Origin of the sequence: Nocardioides sp. SYSU D00065 (assembly GCF_017916425.1) — a bacterium.
GTDB lineage: Bacteria > Actinomycetota > Actinomycetes > Propionibacteriales > Nocardioidaceae > Nocardioides.
This window is the reverse complement of record NZ_JAFMSX010000001.1, coordinates 1,450,814-1,473,055: the sequence shown is the minus strand read 5'-3', so window position 1 is coordinate 1,473,055 and position 22,242 is coordinate 1,450,814. Positions and strand designations below refer to the sequence as shown.

The following is a 22,242-nucleotide window of genomic DNA, read 5'->3' as shown; positions in this document are numbered from 1 at the left end:
CTTCGCGCCCTCCTCAACCAGCGGTGGGGCGGGGGCGGTCGGCTTGGTAGAGCCAGGACTCGGCTCCGTCGCGGGCGAGGGCCCAGCCGACGAGGATGACGGCCGCTTGCCTGAGACCAGCTTCCTCGACCTGGTCCGCGATGTCGGCGAGCGTCCCGCGGAGGACGAGCTCGTCGGGCTGGGTCGCGCGGTGGACCACGACGGCGGGGCAGTCGGCGCCGTACTCGTCCACCAACGAAGCAGTCAGCTCGCGGGTCTTCGTGATCGCGAGGTGGAGGACGAGCGTTGCGCGCGTTGCGGCGAAGGCGGCCAGTGACTCCGTCTCCGGCATCGCGGTGGAGCGGGCCTGCGTCCGGGTCAGCACCACCGACTGGGCGACGAGCGGGACGGTGAGCTCGCGGCCGACGGCGGCGGCAGCGGCGGCGTACGCCGGGACGCCCGGGCACACGTCCCACTCGACCCCGGCCGCGTCGAGGCGGGCGGTCTGCTCGGCGAGGGCGGAGTAGAGGGAGGGGTCGCCGGAGGTGAGGCGGACGACCTCCTCGCCAGCCTCGGCAGCGGAGACCATCACGGACGTGATCTGGTCGAGATCGAGGCGCTGGGTGTCGACCTGGCGGGCTCCCGCGCAGTGGGAGAGGACCTCGGCGTCGAGGTAGGTGCCCGGGTAGAGCACGACGTCGGCCGCTGCGAGCAGCGACGCGGCGCGCAGCGTGATCAGGTCGGCCGCGCCCGGGCCGGCGCCGACGAAGTGGACGGTCACCCGCCCTCCACGAAGCGAGGCGTCCACACCTGGCCGGCCGCGGTCACGCGGGTCGAGGAGGCGCCGACGATCAGCAGGCACTTCATGTCGATCGTGTCGGCCTCGAGCTGGGCGAGGGTGGTCACCGTCAGCGACTCCTCGGCGCGACCGACGTCGCGGCCGACCACGACGACCGTGTCCGGGCTGCGGTGCTCCAGGAACAGCTTCTGCAGGTCGGCGACCTGGGTGGTGCGGCTGCGGGAGGCCGGGTTGTAGACCGCGAGGACGAGGTCGGCCTCCGCGATCGCGCGCAGGCGCTTCTGCACCACCGGCCACGGCTTGAGGCGGTCGCTCAGCGAGACGACCGCGAAGTCCGCACCGACCGGTGCGCCGGCCTTCGCCGCGACGGCCTGGACGGCGCTGACGCCGGGGACGACCTCGACGGGTACGTCGGGGTAGTCGACGGCTGCCTCGAACACGGCGCTGGCCATCCCGAAGACCCCCGCGTCCCCACCGGACACGACGGCCACGCGCTCGCCGCGCCGGGCGAGGTCCAAGGCGAGGCGGGCGCGGTCGACCTCGACGGTGTTGCCGGACGCGTGGCGGGTGAGGCCCTCGCGCTGGGGGACGCGGTTGACGTAGGGGGCGTAGCCGACGACGTGGTCGACGCGGCCCAGCGCCTCGGCCGCCTCGGGGGTCAGCCACCTGTCCGGGCCGGGGCCGAGGCCGACGACCGTGAGGGGGTGAGGTCCCGCCCCGCCCGCTCGCTCCGGGCGGGGTGCTCGACCCGCGACGACGTCCCGTCGGCCGTGGGGGTCCTCCGCGAGGCTGTCGCCGGGGACGACGATCAGGCTGAAGTACGGAACCGTCGCGGGGTCGACGTCGACCACCCGCATCCAGCGCTCGGCGGGCATCGAGGCGCGCTCGACGTACAGCGCGTGCTCGAGCCGACCGGCCTGGCGCAGCGCCTCGACGACGCCGGGGAAGCGGCGGCCGAGCTTCATGACGATCGCGCCGTCGGTGTCGGCGAGGCGGCGCGCGAGCTCGGGGACCGGCAGCGTGCCGGGCAGCACGGTGAGGACGTCGGTCTGGCGCACGAGCGGCGAGGCGAGGACAGCGGTGGCCGCGGCGAAGGCAGGCACGCCGGGGACCACCTCGGTCTCGAACCGGTGGGCGAGCCGGTCGTGGAGGTACATGAACGAGCCGTAGAACAGCGGGTCGCCCTCGGCCAGCACCACGACCGTACGGCCGGCCTCGAGGTGGGCGGCCAGCCGCGCCGCGCACGACTCGTAGAACTCCGCCATCGCGCCGGCGTACCCGCCCGGGTGGGCGGTCGTGCCGGTGGTGACGGGGTAGCGGAGCTCCTCCTCGAGCGCCGTCGCCGGGATGAGCTCGGCGGCGATCGCGCGGGCGTTGGACGCCTTGCCGACGCCGGCGTGGAAGGCGATCACGTCAGCCGACTCGATCAGGCGCGCGGCCTTGCGGGTGATCAGCTCCGGGTCGCCCGGGCCGAGCCCGACGCCGTACAGCCGGCCGCTCACCTCGCCGGTCACTCCCGCTCCTGAGCGAGCGCGTTGAGGGCGGAGGCGGCCATCGCCGAGCCGCCGCGACGGCCGCGGACGGTGAGGTAGGGGACGTCGAGGTCGCAGTCCTCCAGCGCCTGCTTGGACTCGGCGGCGCCGATGAACCCGACCGGTACGCCGATGATCGCGGCGGGTCGCGGCGCCCCGTCGAGCAGCATCTCGAGGAGGTGGAACAGCGCGGTGGGGGCGTTGCCGACCGCCACGACGGAGCCCTCGAGACGGTCGGCGAGCAGGGACAGCGCGGCGGCGGAGCGGGTGGTGCCCATGCTCGCCGCGAGGGCGGGCACCGCCGGGTCGCGCAGCGCGCAGAGCACCTCGTTGTCGCGCGGGAGGCGGGCGCGGGTGACGCCGCTCGCGACCATGTGCGCGTCGGTGATGATCGGCGCGCCGGCCTCGAGCGCCGTACGAGCCGCGCCCACGAGCCGCGGGTGGACGACCAGGTCGCGGGTGAGGTCGGTCTGGCCGGTGCCGTGGACCATGCGTACGGCGACGCGCTCGGCGTCGGCGGGCAGGTGGTGGAAGGTCGCCTCGCGGCGGATCGTCGCGAACGACTCGTCGTAGATCGCGGCACCGTCGTCGACGTAGTCGAACCGGCGCGTCGGGCGCGCGGGGAGGGTCGGGCTCATCGGCTGCTCCTCGGGGTTCTCGCCCCTGGTCGGCGGACATCGCGCGGGCAGTGTCTGGCTCGACCCTCGATGTCGCCGGAGGGTCTGACAGTGGCGGAACCGCCCCGGACTCGCACCGGGTTCCTGCGTCGCGTGACGCGGGCAGCCTAGGGCAGGGGGGCGCGGGCGCGTGGACGGGCCTGGCGACCGGGGCCAGGGGTTTCGCGACGCGGCTTCGTCGCTCCTCAGCCAGCGGTTGCGACGAGGGACTTCCACGGGGTGACGACCAGTCGCTCGGGCAGCGCGTCCAGCGCCGCGCGGTCGAGCACCCCGTCGGGAACCTCGAGGTGCGTGACGCCCGGCGCCACGTCGCCGTACGACGGCGGGTCGGTCGCCGCAGGCAGGCGCGGGTCGGCGGGTCGGGACGCGGGCGGGACGGGGAGCTCGTCGACGTGCCAGGCGCTGTCGCGGACCTGCTGGAAGGCACGGGCGAGTCCTGTCAGGCGGGCGGCCGCCTCGGTGATCGGGACGACCGGGCCCCAGTGCGAGGACCCGATGCGGAGCTGGACCTCGTCGGCGGACAGGGCAACGAGGCCGAGGTCGCAGGAGCGGTCGACGAGATCGCCGCGGCCGTCGTCGAGGACGAGGAGGAAGCGGCCCGGCAGCGTGGCGAGGGAGGGTGTCGCGCAGATGCGGTCGTCGAGCTCGCCCGTCACCGCTCGCAGGTCCGCGCGTCCGTCGACCAGGCCGGTCAGCGGCGAGACGAGGAAGTTGCGCACGAGCTCGTGGTCGGGGTGGGGGAGCAGGCCGGTCGCGCGGATCGCCTCGACGACCTCGGGTGGCACGGCGCCGTCCGCCAGGGGCAGGGCGCGCAGCTGGAGGTTGGCCCGCTTGGTGAGGTGGACATGCCCGTCGCCGTAGGTCTCGGCGACGTCGAGGAGCGCGGCGAGCGTCGTACGGGAGACGTGGCCGCCGGGGATGCGGAGCCGGACCAGCGCGCCGTCGTCGGCGGGCCACGGGCGGAAGACGCCTGGGCAGAGGTCGCCTCGGGTGCGGGTCACGGGGTGAGTGTGGCACTGGCGCTGGATCGTGGAGGTTCCGAGTCATGTGGTGGCTCGGATGTTCCACGGTGTCGGCGGTTCGAGGCGCGCTGCGCTCGCACCTCAACCACCGGGGATCAGGGCCGGCCCGTGCCGCTAGGCTCGCGGCACCACTCCGCGTGGGACCCAGGAACCCGGTGCGAGACCGGGGCGGTTCCGCCACTGTGAGGTCTGCCCGGCGCAGGCCGCAGCCAGACACTGGCCCACGCGGATCCCGTCACGAGGGGCGAGAACCCCGAGGAGGAACCGTGCGCATCGCGCTGCTGTCCACGTCCGACACCGACCTGCTGAGCGCGCGGGCGTCCGGCGCCGACTACGTGCTCGCCAACCCGGCGCGACCCGGCCACCAGTCGATGGCCGAGGTGATCGAGGGCTGCGACCTCGTCGTCGGCCGGCTGCTCGGCTCACCGCAGGACCTCTGCTCCGGGTTCACCCGCATCGCGGCGACCGGCAAGCCCGTCGTCGTCCTCGGGGGTGAGCAGACGCCGAGCGCGGAGCTGATGGAGCTCTCGTCGGTGCCGATCGGGGTCGCGGCCGAGGCGCACCGCTACCTCGCCGAGGGCGGGCCGGCGAACCTCGCGCAGCTGCATGCCTTCCTCTCCGACACCGTGCTGCTCACCGGCGAGGGGTTCGAGCCGCCGGCGGTGCTGCCGCAGTGGGGGTACGCCGAGCGACCGCCGAGCGAGAGCGACCTGCCCCGCATCGGGGTGCTGTACTACCGCGCCCACGAGGCGAGCGGCAACACCGCGTTCGCCCACGCGCTGGCCGACGCGGTCGACGCCACGGGCCGGGCCGTCGGCGTACCGATCTTCGCCGGGTCGCTGCGCTCGGCACCCGACGAGCTGTACGACGCGCTCGGCACGCTCGACGCGCTCATCGTCACGGTGCTGGCCGCCGGCGGAAGCGTTCCGGCCGGCGCGAGCGCGGGCGGCGACGACGAGTCGTGGGACGTGGCGCGCATGTCGGCGCTCGACTTCCCGATCATCCAGGGGCTGTGCCTGACGTCGAGCCGCGCGGAGTGGGAGGCGTCCGACGACGGCGTGGGTCCGCTGGACTCGGCCACCCAGATCGCGATCCCGGAGTTCGACGGCCGCATCATCACCGCGCCGTTCTCGTTCAAGGAGGTCGACGCCGACGGGCTCCCGCACTACGTCGCCGACCCCGAGCGGTGCGCCCGCGTGGCGGGCATCGCGGTCAAGCACGCGCGCCTGCGCCACGTGCCGAACGCCGAGAAGCGGCTCGCCCTCGTGCTGTCGGCGTACCCCACCAAGCACGCCCGCATCGGCAACGCCGTCGGCCTCGACACCCCCGTCTCGGCGATCCGGCTGCTGCAGCGGCTGCGGGCCGAGGGGTACGACCTCGGCACGGGCAACGAGGTCGTGGACATCCTCGACCGCGACGCCACGGACACTGAGAAGGGCGACGCGCTCATCCACGCCCTCATCGCCGCCGGCGGCCAGGACGAGGAGTGGCTCACCCACGCGCAGCTGACCGACGCGCACGTGCGGATCACGCCGGAGCAGTACGCCGCGTGGACCGCCGACCTGCCGCAGGACCTGCGCGACGACATGGTCGAGGCGTGGGGCGAGGCGCCCGGGTCGCTGTTCGTCAACGACGCCGGCGAGCTCGTGCTGGCGACGGTGCGCGCCGGCAACGTCGTGCTGCTCATCCAGCCGCCGCGCGGCTTCGGTGAGAACCCGATCGCGATCTACCACGACCCCGACCTCGCGCCGACCCACCACTACCTCGGCGCCTACCGGTGGCTCGGCAGTGCCGTCGAGGAGGGCGGGTTCGGGGCCGACGCGGTCGTCCACCTCGGCAAGCACGGGTCGCTCGAGTGGCTGCCCGGCAAGAACGCCGCGCTGTCGGCGAGCTGCGGCACCGACGCGGCGCTGGGCGACCTGCCGCTGGTCTATCCGTTCCTGGTCAACGACCCCGGCGAGGGCGCTCAGGCCAAGCGCCGCGCGCACGCGACGATCGTCGACCACCTCGTGCCGCCGATGGCGCGCGCGGAGTCGTACGGCGACATCGCCCGCCTCGAGCAGCTGCTCGACGAGCACGCCAACATCGCAGCGATGGACCCGGCCAAGCTGCCGGCCATCCGCGGGGAGATCTGGCAGCTCATGCACGCCGCCGAGATGCACCGCGACCTCGGGCTGGAGGAGCAGCCGGACGCCGAGGAGTTCGACGACTTCATCATGCACGTCGACGGGTGGCTCTGCGAGATCAAGGACGCGCAGATCCGCGACGGGCTGCACGTGCTCGGCGAGGCGCCGAGCGGCGAGGCGCGGGTGAACCTCGTGCTGGCGATCTTGCGGGCCGCGCAGGTCTTCGGCGGGCAGGCGCAGGCGGTGCCGGGTTTGCGGGCGGCGCTGGGCCTGGCGGAGTCGGAGGCGACCGGCGAGGTCGACCGGGTCGAGGCCATCGCGCGCGAGCTGGTCGAGCAGATGGACAAGGCCGACTGGGACCCCGCGCGCGCCGCCGAGCTGCACGACGACCCGGAGGTGCGGCGAGTGCTGGAGTTCGCGGCGACCCAGGTCGTGCCCCGGCTGGCGCGCACCACCGACGAGCTCGACGCCGTCGTGCACGCGCTCGACGGCGGCTTCATCAGCGCCGGGCCGTCGGGCTCGCCGCTGCGCGGGCTGGTCAACGTGCTGCCGACCGGCCGCAACTTCTACACCGTCGACCCGCGCGCGGTGCCCTCCCGCCTGGCGTGGCAGACCGGGCAGGCGATGGCCGAGTCGCTGGTCACGAAGTACGTCGAGGAGACCGGCGGCTACCCCCAGTCGGTCGGGCTGTCGGTGTGGGGCACCAGCGCGATGCGCACCAGCGGCGACGACGTCGCCGAGGTGCTCGCCCTGCTCGGCGTCCGCCCGGTGTGGGACGAGGCCTCGCGTCGGGTCAGCGACCTGCAGGTCGTCCCGCTCGAGGAGCTGGGGCGTCCGCGCATCGACGTCACCGTCCGCATCTCGGGGTTCTTCCGCGACGCGTTCCCGCACGTGGTCGCCATGCTCGACGACGCCGTCCGCCTCGTCGCCGCGCTCGACGAGCCCGACGAGCTCAACCACGTCCGTGCGCACGCCCGCGCCGACCTCGCCGAGCACGGCGACGAGCGGCGCTCGACCACCCGGATCTTCGGGTCCAAGCCCGGCTCGTACGGCGCCGGGATCCTGCAGGTCGTCGAGTCGGGCAACTGGCGCAGCGACCAGGATCTCGCCGAGGTCTACACGGCCTGGGGCGGCTTCGCCTACGGCCGCGACCTCGACGGCGCGCCGGCGGCCGACGACATGCGCACCAACTACCGGCGGATCAAGGTGGCGGCCAAGAACGTCGACACCCGCGAGCACGACATCGCCGACAGCGACGACTACTTCCAGTACCACGGCGGCATGGTCGCCACGGTGCGCGCGCTGACCGGCAGCGACCCCAAGGCGTACGTCGGCGACTCGACGACGCCCGACGCGGTGCGGACCCGCACGCTGCAGGAGGAGACCAACCGCGTCTTCCGGGCCCGCGTGGTCAACCCGCGGTGGATCGGAGCGATGCAGCGCCACGGCTACAAGGGCGCCTTCGAGCTCGCCGCCACCGTCGACTACCTCTTCGGCTTCGACGCCACCGCCGGCGTCGTGCACGACTGGATGTACGAGTCGCTCGCCAAGGAGTACGTCCTCGACGAGACCAACCAGGAGTTCCTGCGCACCTCCAACCCGTGGGCGCTGCGCGGCATCGTCGAGCGGCTGCACGAGGCGGCCGACCGCGGGCTCTGGGCGGAGCCCGACGCCGAGGTGATGGCCGCGCTGCAGCAGGTCTACCTCGACGTCGAGGGCGAGCTGGAGGACCGGTGATCGAGGCCGGCACGGCGTCTCGCGTCCGCGTCGTCGGCATCGGCTGCCACCCCGGCCAGCTGACGGCGGAGGCGCGCGAGGCCATCGCCGGCTGCGACTACGTCATCGCTGCCGACAAGGGCGGCGCCGACGCGGGCGCCGACCCCCTGCTCGCGCTGCGCCGGGCGATCTGCGCCGACGTCGGGACCGAGCTGGTCGCCGTGCCGGACCCGCCGCGCGACCGCGACGACCCCGCCGACTACGAGGGCGCGGTCCGCGACTGGCACGACGCCCGCGCCGCGGCGTACGCCTCGGTGATCGGGCGGCGGCCGGGCACGGTCGGCTTCCTCGTGTGGGGCGACCCGGCGTTCTACGACTCGACCATCCGCGTCGTCGACCGGCTGCGGCTGCCGTACGACGTCCTGCCGGGTGTGTCGGCGCTGTCGCTCCTCGCCGCCCGCCACCGCGTCGTCCTCCACGAGGTGGGTCGGCCGGTGCTGGTCACGACGGGCCGTCGGCTGGCGGCCGAGGTCGCGGCCGGGCACGACAACCTCGTCGTGATGCTCGACGGCCGGCTGGAGGCGTCGTCGCTCGCGGGGGACTGGGACATCTGGTGGGGGGCCAACCTCGGCAGCCCGCACGAGGAGCTGGTCGCCGGGCCGCTGCGCGACGTCGTCGGGGAGATCACGGCCGCGCGAGCCCGCGCGAAGGACCGCGACGGCTGGGTCATGGACACCTACCTCCTGCGGCGAGGCTGACAACCGGCCGGGACGCGCAAATTCCCAGAGTTGAGGGGAATCGACTCAACTTCTGGCGCGTTGATCGAGGTGGGACCACAGTGGGTCCCGCAGAGACGTTCGTGACCCAGGAGGACCTGTGAGCCAGTTCGGTGCCGAGAAGTTCACCACCCGCAGCCGCGAGGTCGTCGAGGCTGCCCAGCTGGCCGCCACGACGGGCGGCCACACCAACACCGAGCCCGTCCACCTGCTCGTCGCCCTGCTGCAGCAGGAGGACGGCGCCACCCGCAGCCTGGTGCAGAAGGCCGGGGTCGACCCCGCCGACCTGCTGGCCAGGGCCGTGCAGGTCCAGCGGGCGCTGCCCAGCGCCACCGGCTCGACCGTGCAGCAGCCCAGCGCGTCCGCCGCCCTGACCCGCGTGCTGGCCTCGTCGCTGGACCTCGCTGGGTCGATGAAGGACGACTACGTCGCCACCGACCACCTGCTGGTCGCCCTCGCGACGGTCGAGTCCTCGGCCCGGAAGGTGCTGACCGACGCGGGCCTCACCGCCGACGGACTGCGCGAGGCGATCACCGCCGTGCGCGGCAACCGTCGCGTGACCAGCGAGAGCGCCGAGGCGTCGTACGAGTCGCTGGAGAAGTACTCCGTCGACCTGACCAAGGCCGCCGAGGACGGACGACTCGACCCGGTCATCGGCCGCGACGCCGAGATCCGCCGCGTGATCCAGGTGCTGTCGCGGCGCACCAAGAACAATCCCGTCCTCATCGGCGAGCCCGGCGTCGGCAAGACCGCCGTCGTGGAGGGCCTCGCCCAGCGCGTCGTCGCCGGCGACGTGCCCGACTCGCTCAAGGGACGCCGGGTGCTCTCGCTCGACCTGGCCGCGATGGTGGCGGGCGCGAAGTACCGCGGCGAGTTCGAGGAGCGGCTCAAGGCCGTCCTGGAGGAGATCAAGGACGCCGGCGGGCAGGTCATCACGTTCATCGACGAGCTGCACACCGTCGTCGGTGCCGGCGCCGGGGGCGACTCGGCGATGGACGCCGGCAACATGCTCAAGCCGATGCTGGCCCGTGGCGAGCTGCACATGATCGGCGCGACGACGCTCGACGAGTACCGCGAGCGCATCGAGAAGGACCCCGCGCTGGAGCGCCGGTTCCAGCAGGTCTTCGTCGGCGAGCCGACGGTCGAGGACACCATCCAGATCCTGCGCGGCATCCAGGAGAAGTACGAGGCGCACCACGGCGTGCGCATCACCGACGCCGCGCTCGTGGCCGCCGCGACGCTGTCCGACCGCTACATCACCGGCCGCCAGCTGCCCGACAAGGCGATCGACCTGATCGACGAGGCCGCGTCCCGGCTTCGGATGGAGCACGAGTCCTCGCCCGAGGAGATCGACGTGCTGCGCCGCCAGGTCGACCGGCTCAAGATGGAGCAGTTCGCGCTGGAGAAGGAGACCGACGCCGCGTCCGTCGAGCGGCTCGAGGTCCTGCAGAAGGACCTGGCCGACCGCGAGGAGGAGCTGCGCGGCCTCGAGGCCCGCTGGGAGCGCGAGAAGGACCAGCTCCAGGGCGAGGGCGAGCTGCGCCGCCAGCTCGACCAGCTGAAGATCGAGGCCGAGAAGAAGCTCCGCGAGGGCGACCTCGCCGGTGCCAGCGAGATCCAGTACGGCAAGATCCCTGAGCTCGAGCAGCAGATCGCCGAGGTGGAGAAGAACGAGCAGCTCGACCTCGAGCCGCTCGTCGGCGAGGAGGTCGGCGCCGAGCAGATCGCGGACGTGGTCGAGGCGTGGACCGGCATCCCGACCGGCAAGATGCTGCAGGGCGAGACCGCCAAGCTCCTCGAGATGGAGTCGGTGATCGGGCAGCGCCTGATCGGCCAGCGCGAGGCCGTCAACGCGGTGAGCGACGCCGTACGCCGATCGCGCGCCGGCATCGCCGACCCCAACCGCCCGACGGGCTCCTTCCTCTTCCTGGGCCCGACCGGCACGGGCAAGACCGAGCTGGCCAAGGCGCTGGCCGACTTCCTGTTCGACGACGAGCGGGCGATCGTGCGCATCGACATGAGCGAGTACAGCGAGAAGCACGCGGTCTCGCGCCTCGTCGGCGCGCCGCCCGGCTACGTCGGCTACGACGAGGGCGGCCAGCTCACCGAGGCGGTGCGGCGCCGTCCCTACAGCGTGGTGCTGCTCGACGAGGTGGAGAAGGCGCACCCGGAGGTCTTCGACATCCTGCTGCAGGTGCTCGACGACGGCCGGCTCACCGACGGGCAGGGCCGCACGGTCGACTTCCGCAACACGCTGCTGATCCTCACCTCCAACCTCGGCTCCAACTTCCTGGTCGACCCGCTGATGGAGCCGGTGGTGAAGAAGGAGTCGGTGATGGGGGTGGTGCGCTCGCACTTCAAGCCCGAGTTCCTCAACCGGCTCGACGAGGTGGTGATGTTCGAGGCGCTCACCAAGGACGACCTCGCGCACATCGTCGACCTCCAGCTGGCCCTGCTGGAGAAGCGGCTCGCGGTGCGGCGGATCTCCATCAAGGTCACCGACGCGGCCCGGGCGTGGCTGGCCGAGACCGGCTACGACCCGGCGTACGGAGCCCGGCCCCTGCGCCGCCTCATCCAGTCCGCGATCGGCGACCCGCTCGCGCGCAAGCTGATCGCCGGTGAGGTCACCGACGGCGGCGCGGTCACGGTCGACGCGGGCGGCGACGGGCTGGTGCTGTCGGTCTGAGCCGCGTCCGCGATGCTGTCCCGGTGAGCACCTCCACCCCCGCCCGGTCCTGGTGGCGACTGCCCGACACGCCGGTCCCGGGCGGGGTGCCCGACCTCGCGCGGGCGCTGCTGTGGACCGAGCTGGCGATCGTGCTGCTGCTGTCGCTCGGCCGGTCGGCGGTCTACTCGGTCGTCAGCATCGTCTCGGCGCTCACCGCGCCGGGACCGCTGTCCTCGCAGGCGGCGAACCTCAACAACTCGCTCGCCCCCGACCGGCCGTGGCTGGACCTGACCTACCAGCTGCTGCGGATCGGCTTCGCGCTGGTGCCCGTCGCGCTGGCGGCGTACCTCCTGGTCCGCTCGGGCACCCGGCTGCGCGAGGTGTGGGCGCGCGACGGCGGCTGGGCGACGTGGGGCGACCCGGGTCGCGGCGCCTGGCTGGCGCTGGGCGTCGGATCGGTGGGGGTGGTGTTCTACCTGACCACCTTCGCGCTGGGGACCAACCTGACGGTGGTCGCGCAGTCGCTCCCGGAGGAGTGGTGGCGGGTGCCCGTGCTCGTCCTGGCGGCGGCGGAGAACGCCGTGCTGGAGGAGCTCGTGGTGCTCGGCTTCGTGCAGGTGCGGTTGCGCCAGCTCGGCTTCGGCGACTCCGCGGCGATCGGCCTCGCCGCCCTGCTGCGCGGCAGCTATCACCTCTACCAGGGGCTCGGCGGCTTCGTCGGCAACCTGGCCATGGGGCTGCTGTTCGGCTGGCTCTTCCGCCGCTGGGGGCGGGTGCTCCCGTTCGTCGTCGCCCACACCCTGCTCGACGTGGGCGCCTTCGTCGGGTACGCCGTCCTCGCCGGGCGGGTCAGCTGGTTGCCGACCCTCTGACCCGCCCGGCGACGGGGATCAGCGGCGGATCTTGACCTTCTTCGAGGAGCGCTTGGCGCTCTCGTAGTCCTTGGCCTTGGCGATGACCTTGACCGAGATCTTCTTGCCGCGGTCCTTGGGGCGCACCCGGTAGGTGGCCCCCTTCGCGCCCTTGATCTTCTTGCCGTTGCGCAGCCACTGGTAGCGGACCTTGACGCTCTTCTTGGCGGGCTTGGGCTTCCAGCCCTTCACCGAGACCGACAGGACCCGTCCCACGCGCGGCAGGCCGCGCAGCTTGGGCCGCTTGGTCTTGAACAGCGCCTTGCCGACCACGACCGGGGCGCTGACGGTGGTGACCGACGAGTAGTAGGGCGCCGAGCCCGTCACCTGCACGGACAGCGTCTTCCCGATGTCGCGGCGCGCCAGGTCGTACGTCGCGCGAGTGGCGCCGGGCACCGGGGCGCCGTCGAGCAGCCACTGGTAGCTCAGGGAGACCGCGGGCGCCCACTCGGTGGAGGTGGCCTTGGCGGTGCCCTTGAAGCGTGCGCGTCCGGTGACGCTCGCCGCGCCGGGGTAGATCTGCGACTGGCGGTAGGACGCGACCGCGGCGAGCTGCTCGTTGATCGCCTGCACGTTGTTGGTCGCCGCGGTGCCCTGCGGGCGACCGGCGGCGACAACGTTGGGGCTGGAGAAGTAGCCGATGCGGGTGCAGTTGACTCCGGCGGCGACGCACTGGTCGTAGTACGACATCACGGTGATGGTCCGGGCCGGCACGTCGACGTAGCCGCGGGCGTAGGGCTTGCCGCCGCTGGGCGGGAACTTGGCGCCCGCGTCGTGGTCGGCGCTGAAGTTGTGCCCCAGCTCGTGGGCGAAGACGCGGAAGTCCGTGGCGCAGTTGGCCGCGTAGACGACCGACCAGGCGGCCCACTCGGCGTCGCGGGCGGGGTTGGTCCCGCCGAGGTAGGCCATGCCGCAGGCCTCGCCCCCGGGCACGCTGTTGGCAAGCCACAGGCTGACCAGGTCGGCGTGGGTCTCCTCACGCAGGGCCTGGGCCTCGTCGAAGACGCCGTCGCCGGGCGCCCTGAGCGCCTGGAGGTTGGCCTCGAGGACGGGTGACTGGGGCGCCGCGAGCTGGCGGGTGCCGACGAGCCGCACGCGCGTGGCGACGCCCGAGTTGGCGAACGCCTCGTTGGTCTGCGCGATGCCCTGCGCGAACTGGGCCTCCATGGCCGCCTGGCCCATCTGCGTGGCCAGGAGCGCGGGGTAGACGATCGCGACGTCGATGGTCTCGGGGGCGTCGCGGAGCGAGGCCGGCCCGAGCGCGGCCGAGGGGTCGCGCGGGGCGCGACGCTGGGTGCCGTGGCCCAGACCGTCCTCGCCGGCCGGAGGTGTGGGCTCGATCGCGTCGTACTCGCTGCCGGGCGGGGTGCCGGCCTCGCTGACGACGTAGTCGCCGGTGCGGGTGCTCGACACCTCGAACGTGCCGCGTGCCGAGGAGGTGATGTTGAGGTGCATGGTGCCGTCGACCTCGACGGCGCTGAACGTCCCGTCGACGCCTTCCACGCCACCGCGCCAGGACGTGACCCCGTCGGCGGTGCTCCGGTCCTCGATCACCGCGGTGAGGGTCGTGTCGTCGAACAGCGCCAGGCTGACGCGGTCCCCCACGGCCGCGTCGCCGAGGGCGTCGGTGTCGAGCTCGACGGCCCGCGTCCGCTCGTCCTCGCTGGCACCCGGCAGGCGGCCCGTCCGGTCGTCGGGCGTCGGCGCGCTCAGCAGCTCGACGGCCTCGTCGCGCCCGGTGGGCGCCGCGGAGGCCGTGATGGCCGGCGCAGTCGTGGCGGTCAGCGCCACGGCGCACAGGCCGGCGATCGAGGCCATGGTCTTGTGGTTGGGCATGTGGGAGTCCCCTCTCTCTCGGACGCCTCCTCCCCCCGGAGGCGGCGCTCAAACCTGGCGCGGCTCGGTCACGTCGGCTGTTGTAGCACGGCGGGCGCCCCTCACGCGCCGGGCAGCAGCACCCCCGGGTTCATCAGGCCACCCGGGTCGAGCGCCTGCTTGACCGCGCGCATGAGGTCGACCTCGACGTCCGACTTGTACGCCGCCGCCGCCGCGGCCTTCGTCCGGCCGAGCCCGTGCTCGGCGCTGATCGAGCCGTTGCCGGCGGCCACCGCGTCGTAGATCGCCGCCGACAGGCCGGCGGCCGCGCTCCGCAGCGCGTCGTCGTCGCTGCGTCCCTCGACCAGCGGCGCGCTCAGGTTGTAGTGCAGGTTGCCGTCGCCGACGTGGCCGTAGGTGACCGGCCGGACCCCGGGCAGCAGCCCGGCGACCGTCTGTCCCACCGCGGCGACCCAGTCCGCGAGGCGCGCGATCGGGAGGGTGACGTCGTGCTTGAGCGTCGCCCCCTCGACCTTCTGCGCCTCCGAGATCCCCTCGCGCAGCGCCCACAGCGCGGCCCGCTGCCCGGGGCTGCCCGCGATCGCGGCGTCCGTGGCGAGGTCGGTCTCGACCGCCTCGCCGAGGACGGCCTCCAGGGCGTCGTCGAGGCCGGTGTCGGTCCCGGTGCCGGCCAGCTCGAGCAGGACGTACCACTCGCTCGGCGCCTCGAGCGGGTCGACGGCTCCCGGCAGGTGGGCGAGCACGAGGTCGAGCGCCTGGCGGTTGACGATCTCGAACGTCGCCAGGTGGGCACCGGCGTGCTCCTGCGCCACGCCCAGCAGCGCGACCGCCGCGGCCACGTCGGGCACCGCGACCCAGGCGGTGGCGTGTCGCGGAGTGGCCGGGAAGAGGCGCAGCACGGCTCCGGTGATCACGCCCAGGGTCCCCTCGGAGCCGATGAAGAGCTGGGTCAGGTCGTAGCCGGTGTTGTCCTTGCGCAGGCCGCGCAGCCCGTCCCAGACCCGCCCGTCGGGCAGCACCACCTCGAGGCCGAGCGCCAACTCCCGGGTCATGCCGTAGCGCAGCACGGCGGTGCCGCCGGCGTTGGTGGCGAGGTTGCCGCCGATGGTGCAGCTGCCCTCCGAGCCCAGCGACATCGGGAAGAGCCGTCCCACCCGCTCGGCGGCGGCCTGCACGTCGGCCAGGACGACGCCCGCGTCGACGGTGATCGTGCCGGCGACCGGGTCGACGTCGCGGACCGTGCGCATCCTGCCCAGCGACAGCACGACCTGCCCGCCGCCGGCGTCCGGGACCCCGCCGCCGACCAGGCCCGTGTTGCCGCCCTGCGGAACGATCGCCGTGCCGGCGCGGTGGCAGGCGGCGACCACGGCGGCCACCTCGTCGGTCGACCCCGGCCGGACCACGGCCAGGGCCCGGCCCGCGTGGACGCCGGTCCAGTCGACGACGTACGCCGCCTGGTCGGCGGGCTCGGTCAGGACGTGGTCGTCGCCGACGACGGTCCGCAGGTGGTCGAGCAGGTCGGTCACAGGTCCTCCTCAGGACGGGTGGGCGGGTCAGCCGAGCAGCAGCGCGACGAGCAGCGCCGTCGGCAGCGAGGCGAGGGTCGTGATCAGGATGGTCTCGCGGGCGACGTCCTCGCCCACGCGGTAGCGGGTGGCGTGCAGGAAGATGTTCTGCGCGGTCGGCAGCGCCGCGGTGATCACGACGCCGAGCAGCACCTGGTCGTCGAGGCCGAGGGCGACCCCGACCAGCCACGCCACGACCGGCATGACGGCCATCTTGAGCACCGTCACCAGCACCACCTCGCCGTTGTGGCCGGCGCGACCGACCGGCGGGCTGAGCCGGAGGGCGGCGCCGTACGACATCAGCAGCAGCGGGATGGCCGCCCCGGCCAGCATGTCGAGCGGCGCCATGAGCACGGCCGGCAGGTGCCAGCCGGTGGTCGCCAGCACCAGGCCGAGCACCGCCGCGATCGTCAGCGGGTTGGTGACCAGGCGCCGGACCGCGGCGCCCGCGCCCTCGCCGCGACCGGTGATGCGGTCGAGCACCGTGAGGGCGACCGGCTGCACCAGCAGCATCTGCACGAGCAGCGTCGGCACCACGACCGTGATGTCGCCGACGACGTAGGCGGCGATGGCGATGCCGAGGTTGCCCGCGTTGACGTAGGACGACGACAGCGCGCCGATGAGCAGCGACCCCGTGTCGAGTCGCCAGCGCAGCCGGGCCACGACGACGTACGCCGCGAAGCACGCGCCGAGCGAGACGCTCGAGGCGACGAGGTTGGCCGCCGCCGACTCGAGGTGCACCTGGCTGATGGTGACGACCATCAGCGCCGGCGAGGCGACGAAGAACGCGATCTCGCCGAGGGTGCGCTGCGAGCGCCGGTCCAGGACGCCGACGTGGGCGAGCGCGGCCCCGGCCGCGATCACGACGAGGATCGTGGTGAAGCCGGTCAGCAGGCCCATCGGTGCCCCGTCCCGTCGCCGCGGCGCCCGGGTGCGGGCATCGTGCGATGCCGAGGGCGTGTTGGACGCCCGCGACCGTGCCCGGCGAGGATGGCGCGGTGACCTCCGACGCCCAGCACCCGGTCCGTGTCGTCCAGCTCGGGGGCCTCATGCCCTTCGTGCGCGAGTGGCTCGCGGAGCGCTACGCCGCGCCGGAGCGGGCCGACCTCGCCGACCCGGCGGGGGTCGAGGTGGCCGTCGTGGGCGGCGGCGCAGCCGTGGGTCCGGCCGAGATGGACGCCCTGCCCGGCCTGCGGGCGATCGTGAACTTCGGGGTCGGCTACGACAACGTCGACGTCGCCGAGGCGCGCCGTCGCGGCATCGTGGTGTCCAACACGCCCGACGTCCTCACCGACGCCGTTGCCGACCTCGCGGTCCTGCTCGTCGGCGACGTGCTGCGCGGGGTCAGCGCGGCGGACCGCTTCGTGCGCAGCGGCGCGTGGGCCCGCGGCGAGAAGCCGCCCCTGACCCGTGACGTACGGGGCTCGGTCGTCGGCGTGCTGGGGCTGGGTCGCATCGGGACCGCGGCCGCCCAGCGGCTCGAGGCGTTCGGCGCCGAGATCCACTACCACTCGCGCAGTCCCAAGGACGTGGCGTGGACCTACCATCCGACGCCGGTGGAGCTCGCCGCGGCCAGCGACGTGCTGGTCGTGCTGACCCCCGGTGGCGCCGGCACCGAGAAGCTCGTGGACGCCGCCGTGCTCGACGCGCTCGGCCCCGACGGCTACCTCGTCAACGTGGCGCGCGGGTCGGTGGTCGACGAGGACGCGCTCGTCGCCGCGCTGGAGGAGGGCCGCCTCGCCGGGGCCGGGCTGGACGTGTTCGCCCACGAGCCGCACGTCCCGCAGGCGCTGCTCGGGCGCGACGACGTCGTGCTGCTGCCGCACGTCGGCAGCGCCACCACCCAGACGCGGGAGGCGATGGCCCGGCTGGTGCTCGACAACGTCGACGCGTTCCTCGAGCGGGGCGAGCTGGTGACCCCGGTCCGCTGACCTCATCGGCGCCTCACCGGCCGCCTCACCGGGCGCTCACCGGTCCCGGATGCGGGCGTGGGCGGGGGTGAGGTCCGCGAGGGTCGGCGTGCCGAGCATGCCCATCGCCCGGCGCATCTCGTCGGTGAGCAGGTCGAGCACGTGGCTCACGCCGCGCTGCCCGCCGACCATCAGGCCGTAGAGGTAGGCGCGCCCGAGCATCACCCCGGTTGCCCCGAGGGCCACGGCCGCCACCACGTCGCCGCCGCTGCGCACGCCCGAGTCGAGGTACACCTCGGCGCGGCCGCCGACCGCCTCGACCACCTCGGGAAGCAGCTCGAGCGGGACGGGTGCGCGGTCGAGCTGGCGTCCGCCGTGGTTGGACAGCACGATCGCGTCGGCGCCGGCGTCGACCGCCGTGACCGCGTCGACGACCGACTGCACCCCCTTCACCACCACGGGTCCGTTCCACCGCTCACGCAGCCACGCGACGTCGGTGGGCCGGATCGCCTGCTCGCGCAACTGGTTCGACACGCCCCATCGCGCGTGCTCGGACCCCTCCGGGAACGTCGCGAACGTGAGCGGCTCGGTGCTGAGGATGTCCGCCACCCACCCGGGGTGCCGCGCCATCCCGGCCATCGTGCGCACGCTGAGCCGCGGGGGGATGTCGAAGCCGTTGCGCTTGTCCTTGCGCTTCATGCCGGTGACGGTGGTGTCGATGGTGAGCACGAGTGCCTCGTAGCCCTGCGCGCGTGCCTCGTCGATGTGCGCCCCGGTCACCGCCCGGTCCTTCATCAGGTAGACCTGGAACCAGTTGCGCCCGGCCGGCGCCACCCGCGCGACGTCGGTGATGGAGGTCGTGGCGTACGTCGACAGGCAGTAGGGCAGTCCCGCCTGCTCCGCGGCCGCCGCGACCGCGCGCTCGCCGGTGTGGTGCGAGAGCCGGGTGTAGCCCGTGGGCGCGAGGACGATCGGCGCAGCCGCCGTACGGCCCAGCAGGGAGGCGGTGAGGTCGGGCTCGGCGACCTGCTCGAACGCCGTCGGCCGCAGCTCGACCCGGTCGAAGGCCTCCCGGTTGCGCCGCATCGCGATCTCGCCGTCCGAGCCGCCCTCGACGTAGTCCCACACGGCGCCCGGCACCCGCCGCCTCGCCAGCCTCTCGACGTCGTCGACCGACAGGCAGCGCGCCAGCCGGCGGCGTACGGCGTCGCGCTCGACGGGACGCGGGCGCAGGAACGGCTGGACGTCGCGCCAGCGCGGGACCTGCCGGGGGCTGCGGACCTGCGTCATGCGGTGCTCCTGGAGGTTCGGAGTTGACCTAGTTGTGTAATGAGTTGCACACTCATCATACAAGTTTGCCACGAGCCGAGGAAGCCCATGTCCCAGACCGCCACCCCGTCCCCCGCGAGCCAGCCGCGCACCACCGGCGACCGCATCCGCACCGTCATGCTGTCGCACGTCGTGCTGCCGCTGGCGAACCCCGTGAGCGACGCGAAGGTGCTGACCGGGCGGCAGAAGCCGCTCACCGAGACCGTGCTGCTGTTCGTGGAGCTGACCACCGAGCAGGGCTTCGAGGGGATGGGCTTCAGCTACTCCAAGCGTGCGGGCGGCAAGGCGCAGTACGCCCACCTCAAGGAGGTCGTCGACGTGGCGATCGGCCAGGACCCCAGCGACATCGCGAAGATCTACGAGTCGCTGATGTGGGCGGGCGCGTCGGTCGGCCGCTCGGGCGTGGCGACCCAGGCCGTCGCCGCCCTCGACGTGGCGCTCTACGACCTGAAGGCGCGGCGCGCCGGCCTGCCGCTGGCCAAGCTGCTCGGCGCGCACCGCGACTCCTGCCGCGTCTACAACACCTCGGGCGGCTTCCTCCAGGCCTCGGTGGAGGAGATCAAGGACAAGGCGACGGCCTCGCTCGAGTCCGGGATCGGCGGCATCAAGATCAAGGTCGGCCAGCCGGACTGGGCCGAGGACCTGCGCCGCGTGGCCGCGCTGCGCGAGCACCTCGGCGACGGCCCGTTCATGGTCGACGCCAACCAGCAGTGGGACCGCGCCCGGGCTCGCCGGATGTGCCGCGAGCTCGAGCGGTTCGACCTGGTCTGGATCGAGGAGCCGCTGGACGCGTGGGACGCCGTCGGCCACGCCGACCTCTCGCGCACCTTCGACACCCCCATCGCCACCGGCGAGATGCTGACCTCGGTGCCCGAGCACATGGCCCTCGTCGACGCCGGCTACCGCGGCATCGTGCAGCCCGACGCGCCGCGCATCGGCGGCATCACGCCGTTCCTCAAGTTCGCCACCCTCGCCGCCCACTCCGGCCTCGCGCTGGCACCGCACTACGCGATGGAGATCCACCTGCACCTCGCGGCGGCGTACCCGACCGAGCCGTGGGTCGAGCACTTCGAGTGGCTCAACCCGCTGTTCGAGGAGCGCATCGAGATCCGCGACGGCCGGATCTTCGTCCCGGACCGGCCCGGGCTCGGCTTCACCCTCACCGACACGATGCGCTCGCTCACCGTGGAGACCGCTACCTTCTCGGCGTGAGCACCACCCTGGCGCAGCGCGTGGTCGCCGGCCTCAAGGACAAGATCCTGGCCGGCGACCTCGCCCCGGGCGCCAAGCTGCCCTCCGAGGCCGAGCTCATCGAGGAGTACGCCGTCTCGCGCACCGTGGTCCGCGAGGCGGTGACGCGGCTGCGCGCCGAGGGGCTGGTCGAGACCCAGCACGGGCGCGGCTCGTTCGTGCTCGCGGTGCCCGAGGCGTCGTCGTTCAGCGTCGAGGCCTCCGCCATCCGCACCCACGCCGACGTCATCGCGATGCTCGACTTCCGCATCGGCGTCGAGAGCGAGGCGGCCGCGCAGGCCGCGCTGCACCACACCGCCTCGGACGCGACCGCCATCGAGGACGCGCTCGCGGGGTTCGTCCGCGCCGGGCACGAGGGAGCCGTCGAGGCCGACTTCGCCTTCCACCTCGCGATCGCGCGCGCGACCCGCAACCGGTTCTACGTCGACCTGCTCGGCTCGCTCGGACCGATGATGATCATGCTGCCGCGCACCCGGCTCGGCGAGGCGTACTCGATGACCGACGCCACCCACGTCGAGCGCGTCCAGCGCGAGCACGACAACGTCGCCGCCGCGGTGCTCGCCGGCGACGTCGACACGGCCCGGGCGGCGATGCGGCTGCACCTGGGCAACACGCGGCGGCGGGTGACCTGACGTCGTGCTTGTTGCGCCCTGCTGGCGCTGGGCGGTGTGTGAGCCACATTTACGGGCGGCGGGATGTGGTTGGGGCACCGTTGGGTCGGGTGTTGGCGTGCGCGCGCCGCTGGGCGGTGCGTGAGCCACATGTGCGGGCGGTCGGATGTGGCTGGGGCACCGCTCGGGGGAGCGTTGTCGTGCGCCCGCCGCTGGGCGGTGTGTGAGCCACATTTGCGGGCGGTCGGATGTGGCTGGGGCACCGCTCGGGGGAGCGTTGGCGTACGCTCGCGCACCGGCGGTGCGTGAGCCACATCCGCGTACGGCCGGATGTGGCTCAGGCACCGCGCGAGCGGCGGGCCCGCTTCCCGCGGGCGATCTCCGTGCCGAGGGCATCGAGCCTGCCGTCCCAGAACCTGCGGAACTGCGCGACCCAGAGGTCGGCGTCCCGCATCCCCGTCGGATCGACGGAGTAGAGACGTCGGGTGCCCGCGGCGCGAACGGTCGCGAAGCCGTTCTCCCGCAGCACCTTGAGGTGCTGGCTGACCGCCGGCTGGCTGATGCCGAACTCGGCGCGCACGGTCGCCGTGACGTCCCCGGCGCTCGACTCCCCGTCGGCGAGCAGCTCCAGGATGCGGCGGCGTACGGGATCGCCGAGGACGTCGAAGGCGTGCACGTCAAGCCGGGGCGTCGGCGCCGGTGTAGAAGGCGGCGGTGCGGGCGGCAGCCGCGCGGGACGCGTCCGGGTCGCCGGAGACGGCGGCGTCCGCCTCGCCCCACTGGGTGGCCGCGCCGCTCATGAACGCCTGGCCGTCGGCAGACGCTCCCCAACCCTCGACCTCCTCGTGCGGGATCGAGCTGCCGGAGGCGAGGTGCTCGGCGAGGCCCATCAGGCCGAGCTCCCAGCCGACGCCGACGGCGCCCGGGCCGTACGTCGTCCAGTGCTCGTTGCCGGACACGTCCGCCGCGTGGCGCAGGGTCAGCGTGGCGCCGTCGGGCGCATCCTCCAGGTGCACGTCGACCCAGGACGTGTCGCCGCCGAACTCCCACGTGATCGCCAGGTGCCGCGGCGCCTCGCACGCGAGAACCTCGCCGCCGGCGTTGCCCTCGACCTGGAACCGCCCGCCCAGGCGCAGGTCGCCGGACACCGGGGCGAACCAGCGCGGGATCCGCTCCGGATCGGTGACCGCCTGCCAGAGGTCGTCGACATCGGTGGGGTACGTGCGGGAGGCGATCACGACCTTGACGGGCGTGCCCTCGTGGGTGCTGTCCTCAACGGCGCGCGTGGTGGCGCCCAGGTGCTTGGCTACGTCGAACATGGGCCTAACGTTTCAGGTGCGCCTTATATAAGTCAAGGGCGAATCGTCATCTGGGCGGTGCGTCAGCCACATCGGGGAGGCTCGGAATGTGGCTGGGCCACCGCTCGGGGCCGGTGAACTGGACATACGTCGCGCCCGCCGGTGCGTGAGCCACATCGGAGGGGCGCGCCATGTGGCTGGGCCACCGCCCGGAGGCACGCTGGACGTACGTCGCG

Annotated in this window: 17 protein-coding genes and 1 riboswitch; of the genes, 7 read left to right on the top strand and 10 right to left on the bottom strand. The window is 73.5% G+C overall.

Going from position 1 to position 22,242, the window contains the following annotated elements; translation table 11 throughout:
- Positions 1 to 13: 13 nt before the first annotated feature.
- The 4 genes from J3P41_RS07000 to J3P41_RS06990 form a co-directional block, all read right to left on the bottom strand.
- The gene (locus J3P41_RS07000) at positions 14 to 760 is read right to left on the bottom strand and encodes a cobalt-precorrin-4/precorrin-4 C(11)-methyltransferase (RefSeq protein ID WP_210649467.1); all 747 of its coding nucleotides are present in this window, start codon (positions 758 to 760) and stop codon (positions 14 to 16) included.
- Positions 757 to 2,292: a precorrin-2 C(20)-methyltransferase gene (locus J3P41_RS06995; RefSeq protein ID WP_307861861.1), complete on the bottom strand. Its 1,536-nt coding sequence runs from the start codon at positions 2,290 to 2,292 to the stop codon at positions 757 to 759. Before J3P41_RS06995 ends, J3P41_RS07000 begins: the two co-directional genes overlap by 4 nt.
- Positions 2,289 to 2,948 (bottom strand): precorrin-8X methylmutase, encoded by a 660-nt coding sequence (locus tag J3P41_RS18580; protein WP_246861475.1) that lies wholly within the window; start codon positions 2,946 to 2,948, stop codon positions 2,289 to 2,291. Before J3P41_RS18580 ends, J3P41_RS06995 begins: the two co-directional genes overlap by 4 nt.
- A 48-nt stretch (positions 2,949 to 2,996) precedes the next feature.
- A riboswitch (cobalamin riboswitch) is annotated at positions 2,997 to 3,074 on the bottom strand.
- A 98-nt stretch (positions 3,075 to 3,172) separates the two neighbouring features.
- Entirely contained in the window at positions 3,173 to 3,988 is an 816-nt protein-coding gene (locus tag J3P41_RS06990) for a nitrite reductase (RefSeq protein ID WP_210649465.1), read from the bottom strand.
- 287 nt (positions 3,989 to 4,275) lie between these two features.
- Here J3P41_RS06990 and cobN point away from each other — a divergent pair, with 287 nt between their 5' ends.
- The 4 genes from cobN to J3P41_RS06970 all read left to right on the top strand — a co-directional run bounded on the left by cobN (position 4,276) and on the right by J3P41_RS06970 (position 12,167).
- Complete coding sequence (gene cobN / locus J3P41_RS06985) at positions 4,276 to 7,872, top strand: cobaltochelatase subunit CobN (RefSeq protein ID WP_210649464.1); 3,597 nt, start codon at positions 4,276 to 4,278, stop codon at positions 7,870 to 7,872.
- Positions 7,869 to 8,609 carry a precorrin-6A synthase (deacetylating) gene (gene cobF, locus J3P41_RS06980; protein WP_210649463.1) on the top strand — a complete coding sequence of 247 codons (741 nt, stop codon included), beginning with the start codon at positions 7,869 to 7,871 and terminating at the stop codon, positions 8,607 to 8,609. Before cobN ends, cobF begins: the two co-directional genes overlap by 4 nt.
- A gap of 118 nt (positions 8,610 to 8,727) precedes the next feature.
- On the top strand, positions 8,728 to 11,313 hold the full coding sequence (gene clpB / locus J3P41_RS06975; RefSeq protein ID WP_210649462.1) for an ATP-dependent chaperone ClpB: 2,586 nt from the start codon (positions 8,728 to 8,730) through the stop codon (positions 11,311 to 11,313).
- Between the two features lie 23 nt (positions 11,314 to 11,336).
- Complete coding sequence (locus tag J3P41_RS06970) at positions 11,337 to 12,167, top strand: CPBP family intramembrane glutamic endopeptidase (RefSeq protein ID WP_307861860.1); 831 nt, start codon at positions 11,337 to 11,339, stop codon at positions 12,165 to 12,167.
- A gap of 18 nt (positions 12,168 to 12,185) precedes the next feature.
- On the opposite strand, the gene J3P41_RS06965 is transcribed toward J3P41_RS06970, so the two are convergent.
- The 3 genes from J3P41_RS06965 to J3P41_RS06955 all read right to left on the bottom strand — a co-directional run bounded on the left by J3P41_RS06965 (position 12,186) and on the right by J3P41_RS06955 (position 16,507).
- Positions 12,186 to 14,042, bottom strand: coding sequence for a M12 family metallo-peptidase (locus tag J3P41_RS06965; protein ID WP_210649461.1), 1,857 nt, complete (start codon positions 14,040 to 14,042; stop codon positions 12,186 to 12,188).
- 101 nt (positions 14,043 to 14,143) lie between these two features.
- Positions 14,144 to 15,568: an FAD-binding oxidoreductase gene (locus J3P41_RS06960; RefSeq protein WP_210649460.1), complete on the bottom strand. Its 1,425-nt coding sequence runs from the start codon at positions 15,566 to 15,568 to the stop codon at positions 14,144 to 14,146.
- A 27-nt stretch (positions 15,569 to 15,595) separates the two neighbouring features.
- Complete coding sequence (locus J3P41_RS06955) at positions 15,596 to 16,507, bottom strand: AEC family transporter (protein WP_210649459.1); 912 nt, start codon at positions 16,505 to 16,507, stop codon at positions 15,596 to 15,598.
- A gap of 98 nt (positions 16,508 to 16,605) precedes the next feature.
- Between J3P41_RS06955 and J3P41_RS06950 the strand changes: the two genes are divergently transcribed.
- A complete protein-coding gene (locus J3P41_RS06950) occupies positions 16,606 to 17,538 on the top strand; it encodes a 2-hydroxyacid dehydrogenase (RefSeq protein ID WP_307861859.1) in 933 nt (310 codons plus the stop codon).
- A 36-nt stretch (positions 17,539 to 17,574) separates the two neighbouring features.
- On the opposite strand, the gene J3P41_RS06945 is transcribed toward J3P41_RS06950, so the two are convergent.
- Positions 17,575 to 18,807, bottom strand: a complete 1,233-nt coding sequence (locus J3P41_RS06945; protein WP_210649457.1) for an alpha-hydroxy acid oxidase — start codon at positions 18,805 to 18,807, stop codon at positions 17,575 to 17,577.
- Positions 18,808 to 18,894: 87 nt separating this feature from the next.
- Here J3P41_RS06945 and J3P41_RS06940 point away from each other — a divergent pair, with 87 nt between their 5' ends.
- Positions 18,895 to 20,058: a mandelate racemase/muconate lactonizing enzyme family protein gene (locus J3P41_RS06940; protein WP_210649456.1), complete on the top strand. Its 1,164-nt coding sequence runs from the start codon at positions 18,895 to 18,897 to the stop codon at positions 20,056 to 20,058.
- Positions 20,055 to 20,729, top strand: coding sequence for a FadR/GntR family transcriptional regulator (locus tag J3P41_RS06935; protein ID WP_210649455.1), 675 nt, complete (start codon positions 20,055 to 20,057; stop codon positions 20,727 to 20,729). Before J3P41_RS06940 ends, J3P41_RS06935 begins: the two co-directional genes overlap by 4 nt.
- Before the next feature lie 316 nt (positions 20,730 to 21,045).
- Here the strand turns inward: J3P41_RS06935 and J3P41_RS06930 are convergent, their stop codons facing one another.
- A complete protein-coding gene (locus tag J3P41_RS06930) occupies positions 21,046 to 21,384 on the bottom strand; it encodes a helix-turn-helix transcriptional regulator (protein ID WP_210649454.1) in 339 nt (112 codons plus the stop codon).
- A 1-nt stretch (position 21,385) separates the two neighbouring features.
- A complete protein-coding gene (locus tag J3P41_RS06925; RefSeq protein WP_210649453.1) occupies positions 21,386 to 22,027 on the bottom strand; it encodes an SRPBCC family protein in 642 nt (213 codons plus the stop codon).
- Positions 22,028 to 22,242 lie beyond the last annotated feature (215 nt).

Excerpts from the sequence above, each read along its gene's own strand:
- J3P41_RS18580 (WP_246861475.1), bottom strand. The coding sequence starts at position 2,948 with ATGAGCCCGACCCTCCCCGCGCGCCCGACGCGCCGGTTCGACTACGTC.
- J3P41_RS06965 (WP_210649461.1), bottom strand. The coding sequence starts at position 14,042 with ATGCCCAACCACAAGACCATGGCCTCGATCGCCGGCCTGTGCGCCGTG.
- J3P41_RS06955 (WP_210649459.1), bottom strand. The coding sequence starts at position 16,507 with ATGGGCCTGCTGACCGGCTTCACCACGATCCTCGTCGTGATCGCGGCC.
- J3P41_RS06945 (WP_210649457.1), bottom strand. The coding sequence starts at position 18,807 with ATGACGCAGGTCCGCAGCCCCCGGCAGGTCCCGCGCTGGCGCGACGTC.
- J3P41_RS06940 (WP_210649456.1), top strand. The coding sequence starts at position 18,895 with ATGTCCCAGACCGCCACCCCGTCCCCCGCGAGCCAGCCGCGCACCACC.
- J3P41_RS06925 (WP_210649453.1), bottom strand. The coding sequence starts at position 22,027 with ATGTTCGACGTAGCCAAGCACCTGGGCGCCACCACGCGCGCCGTTGAG.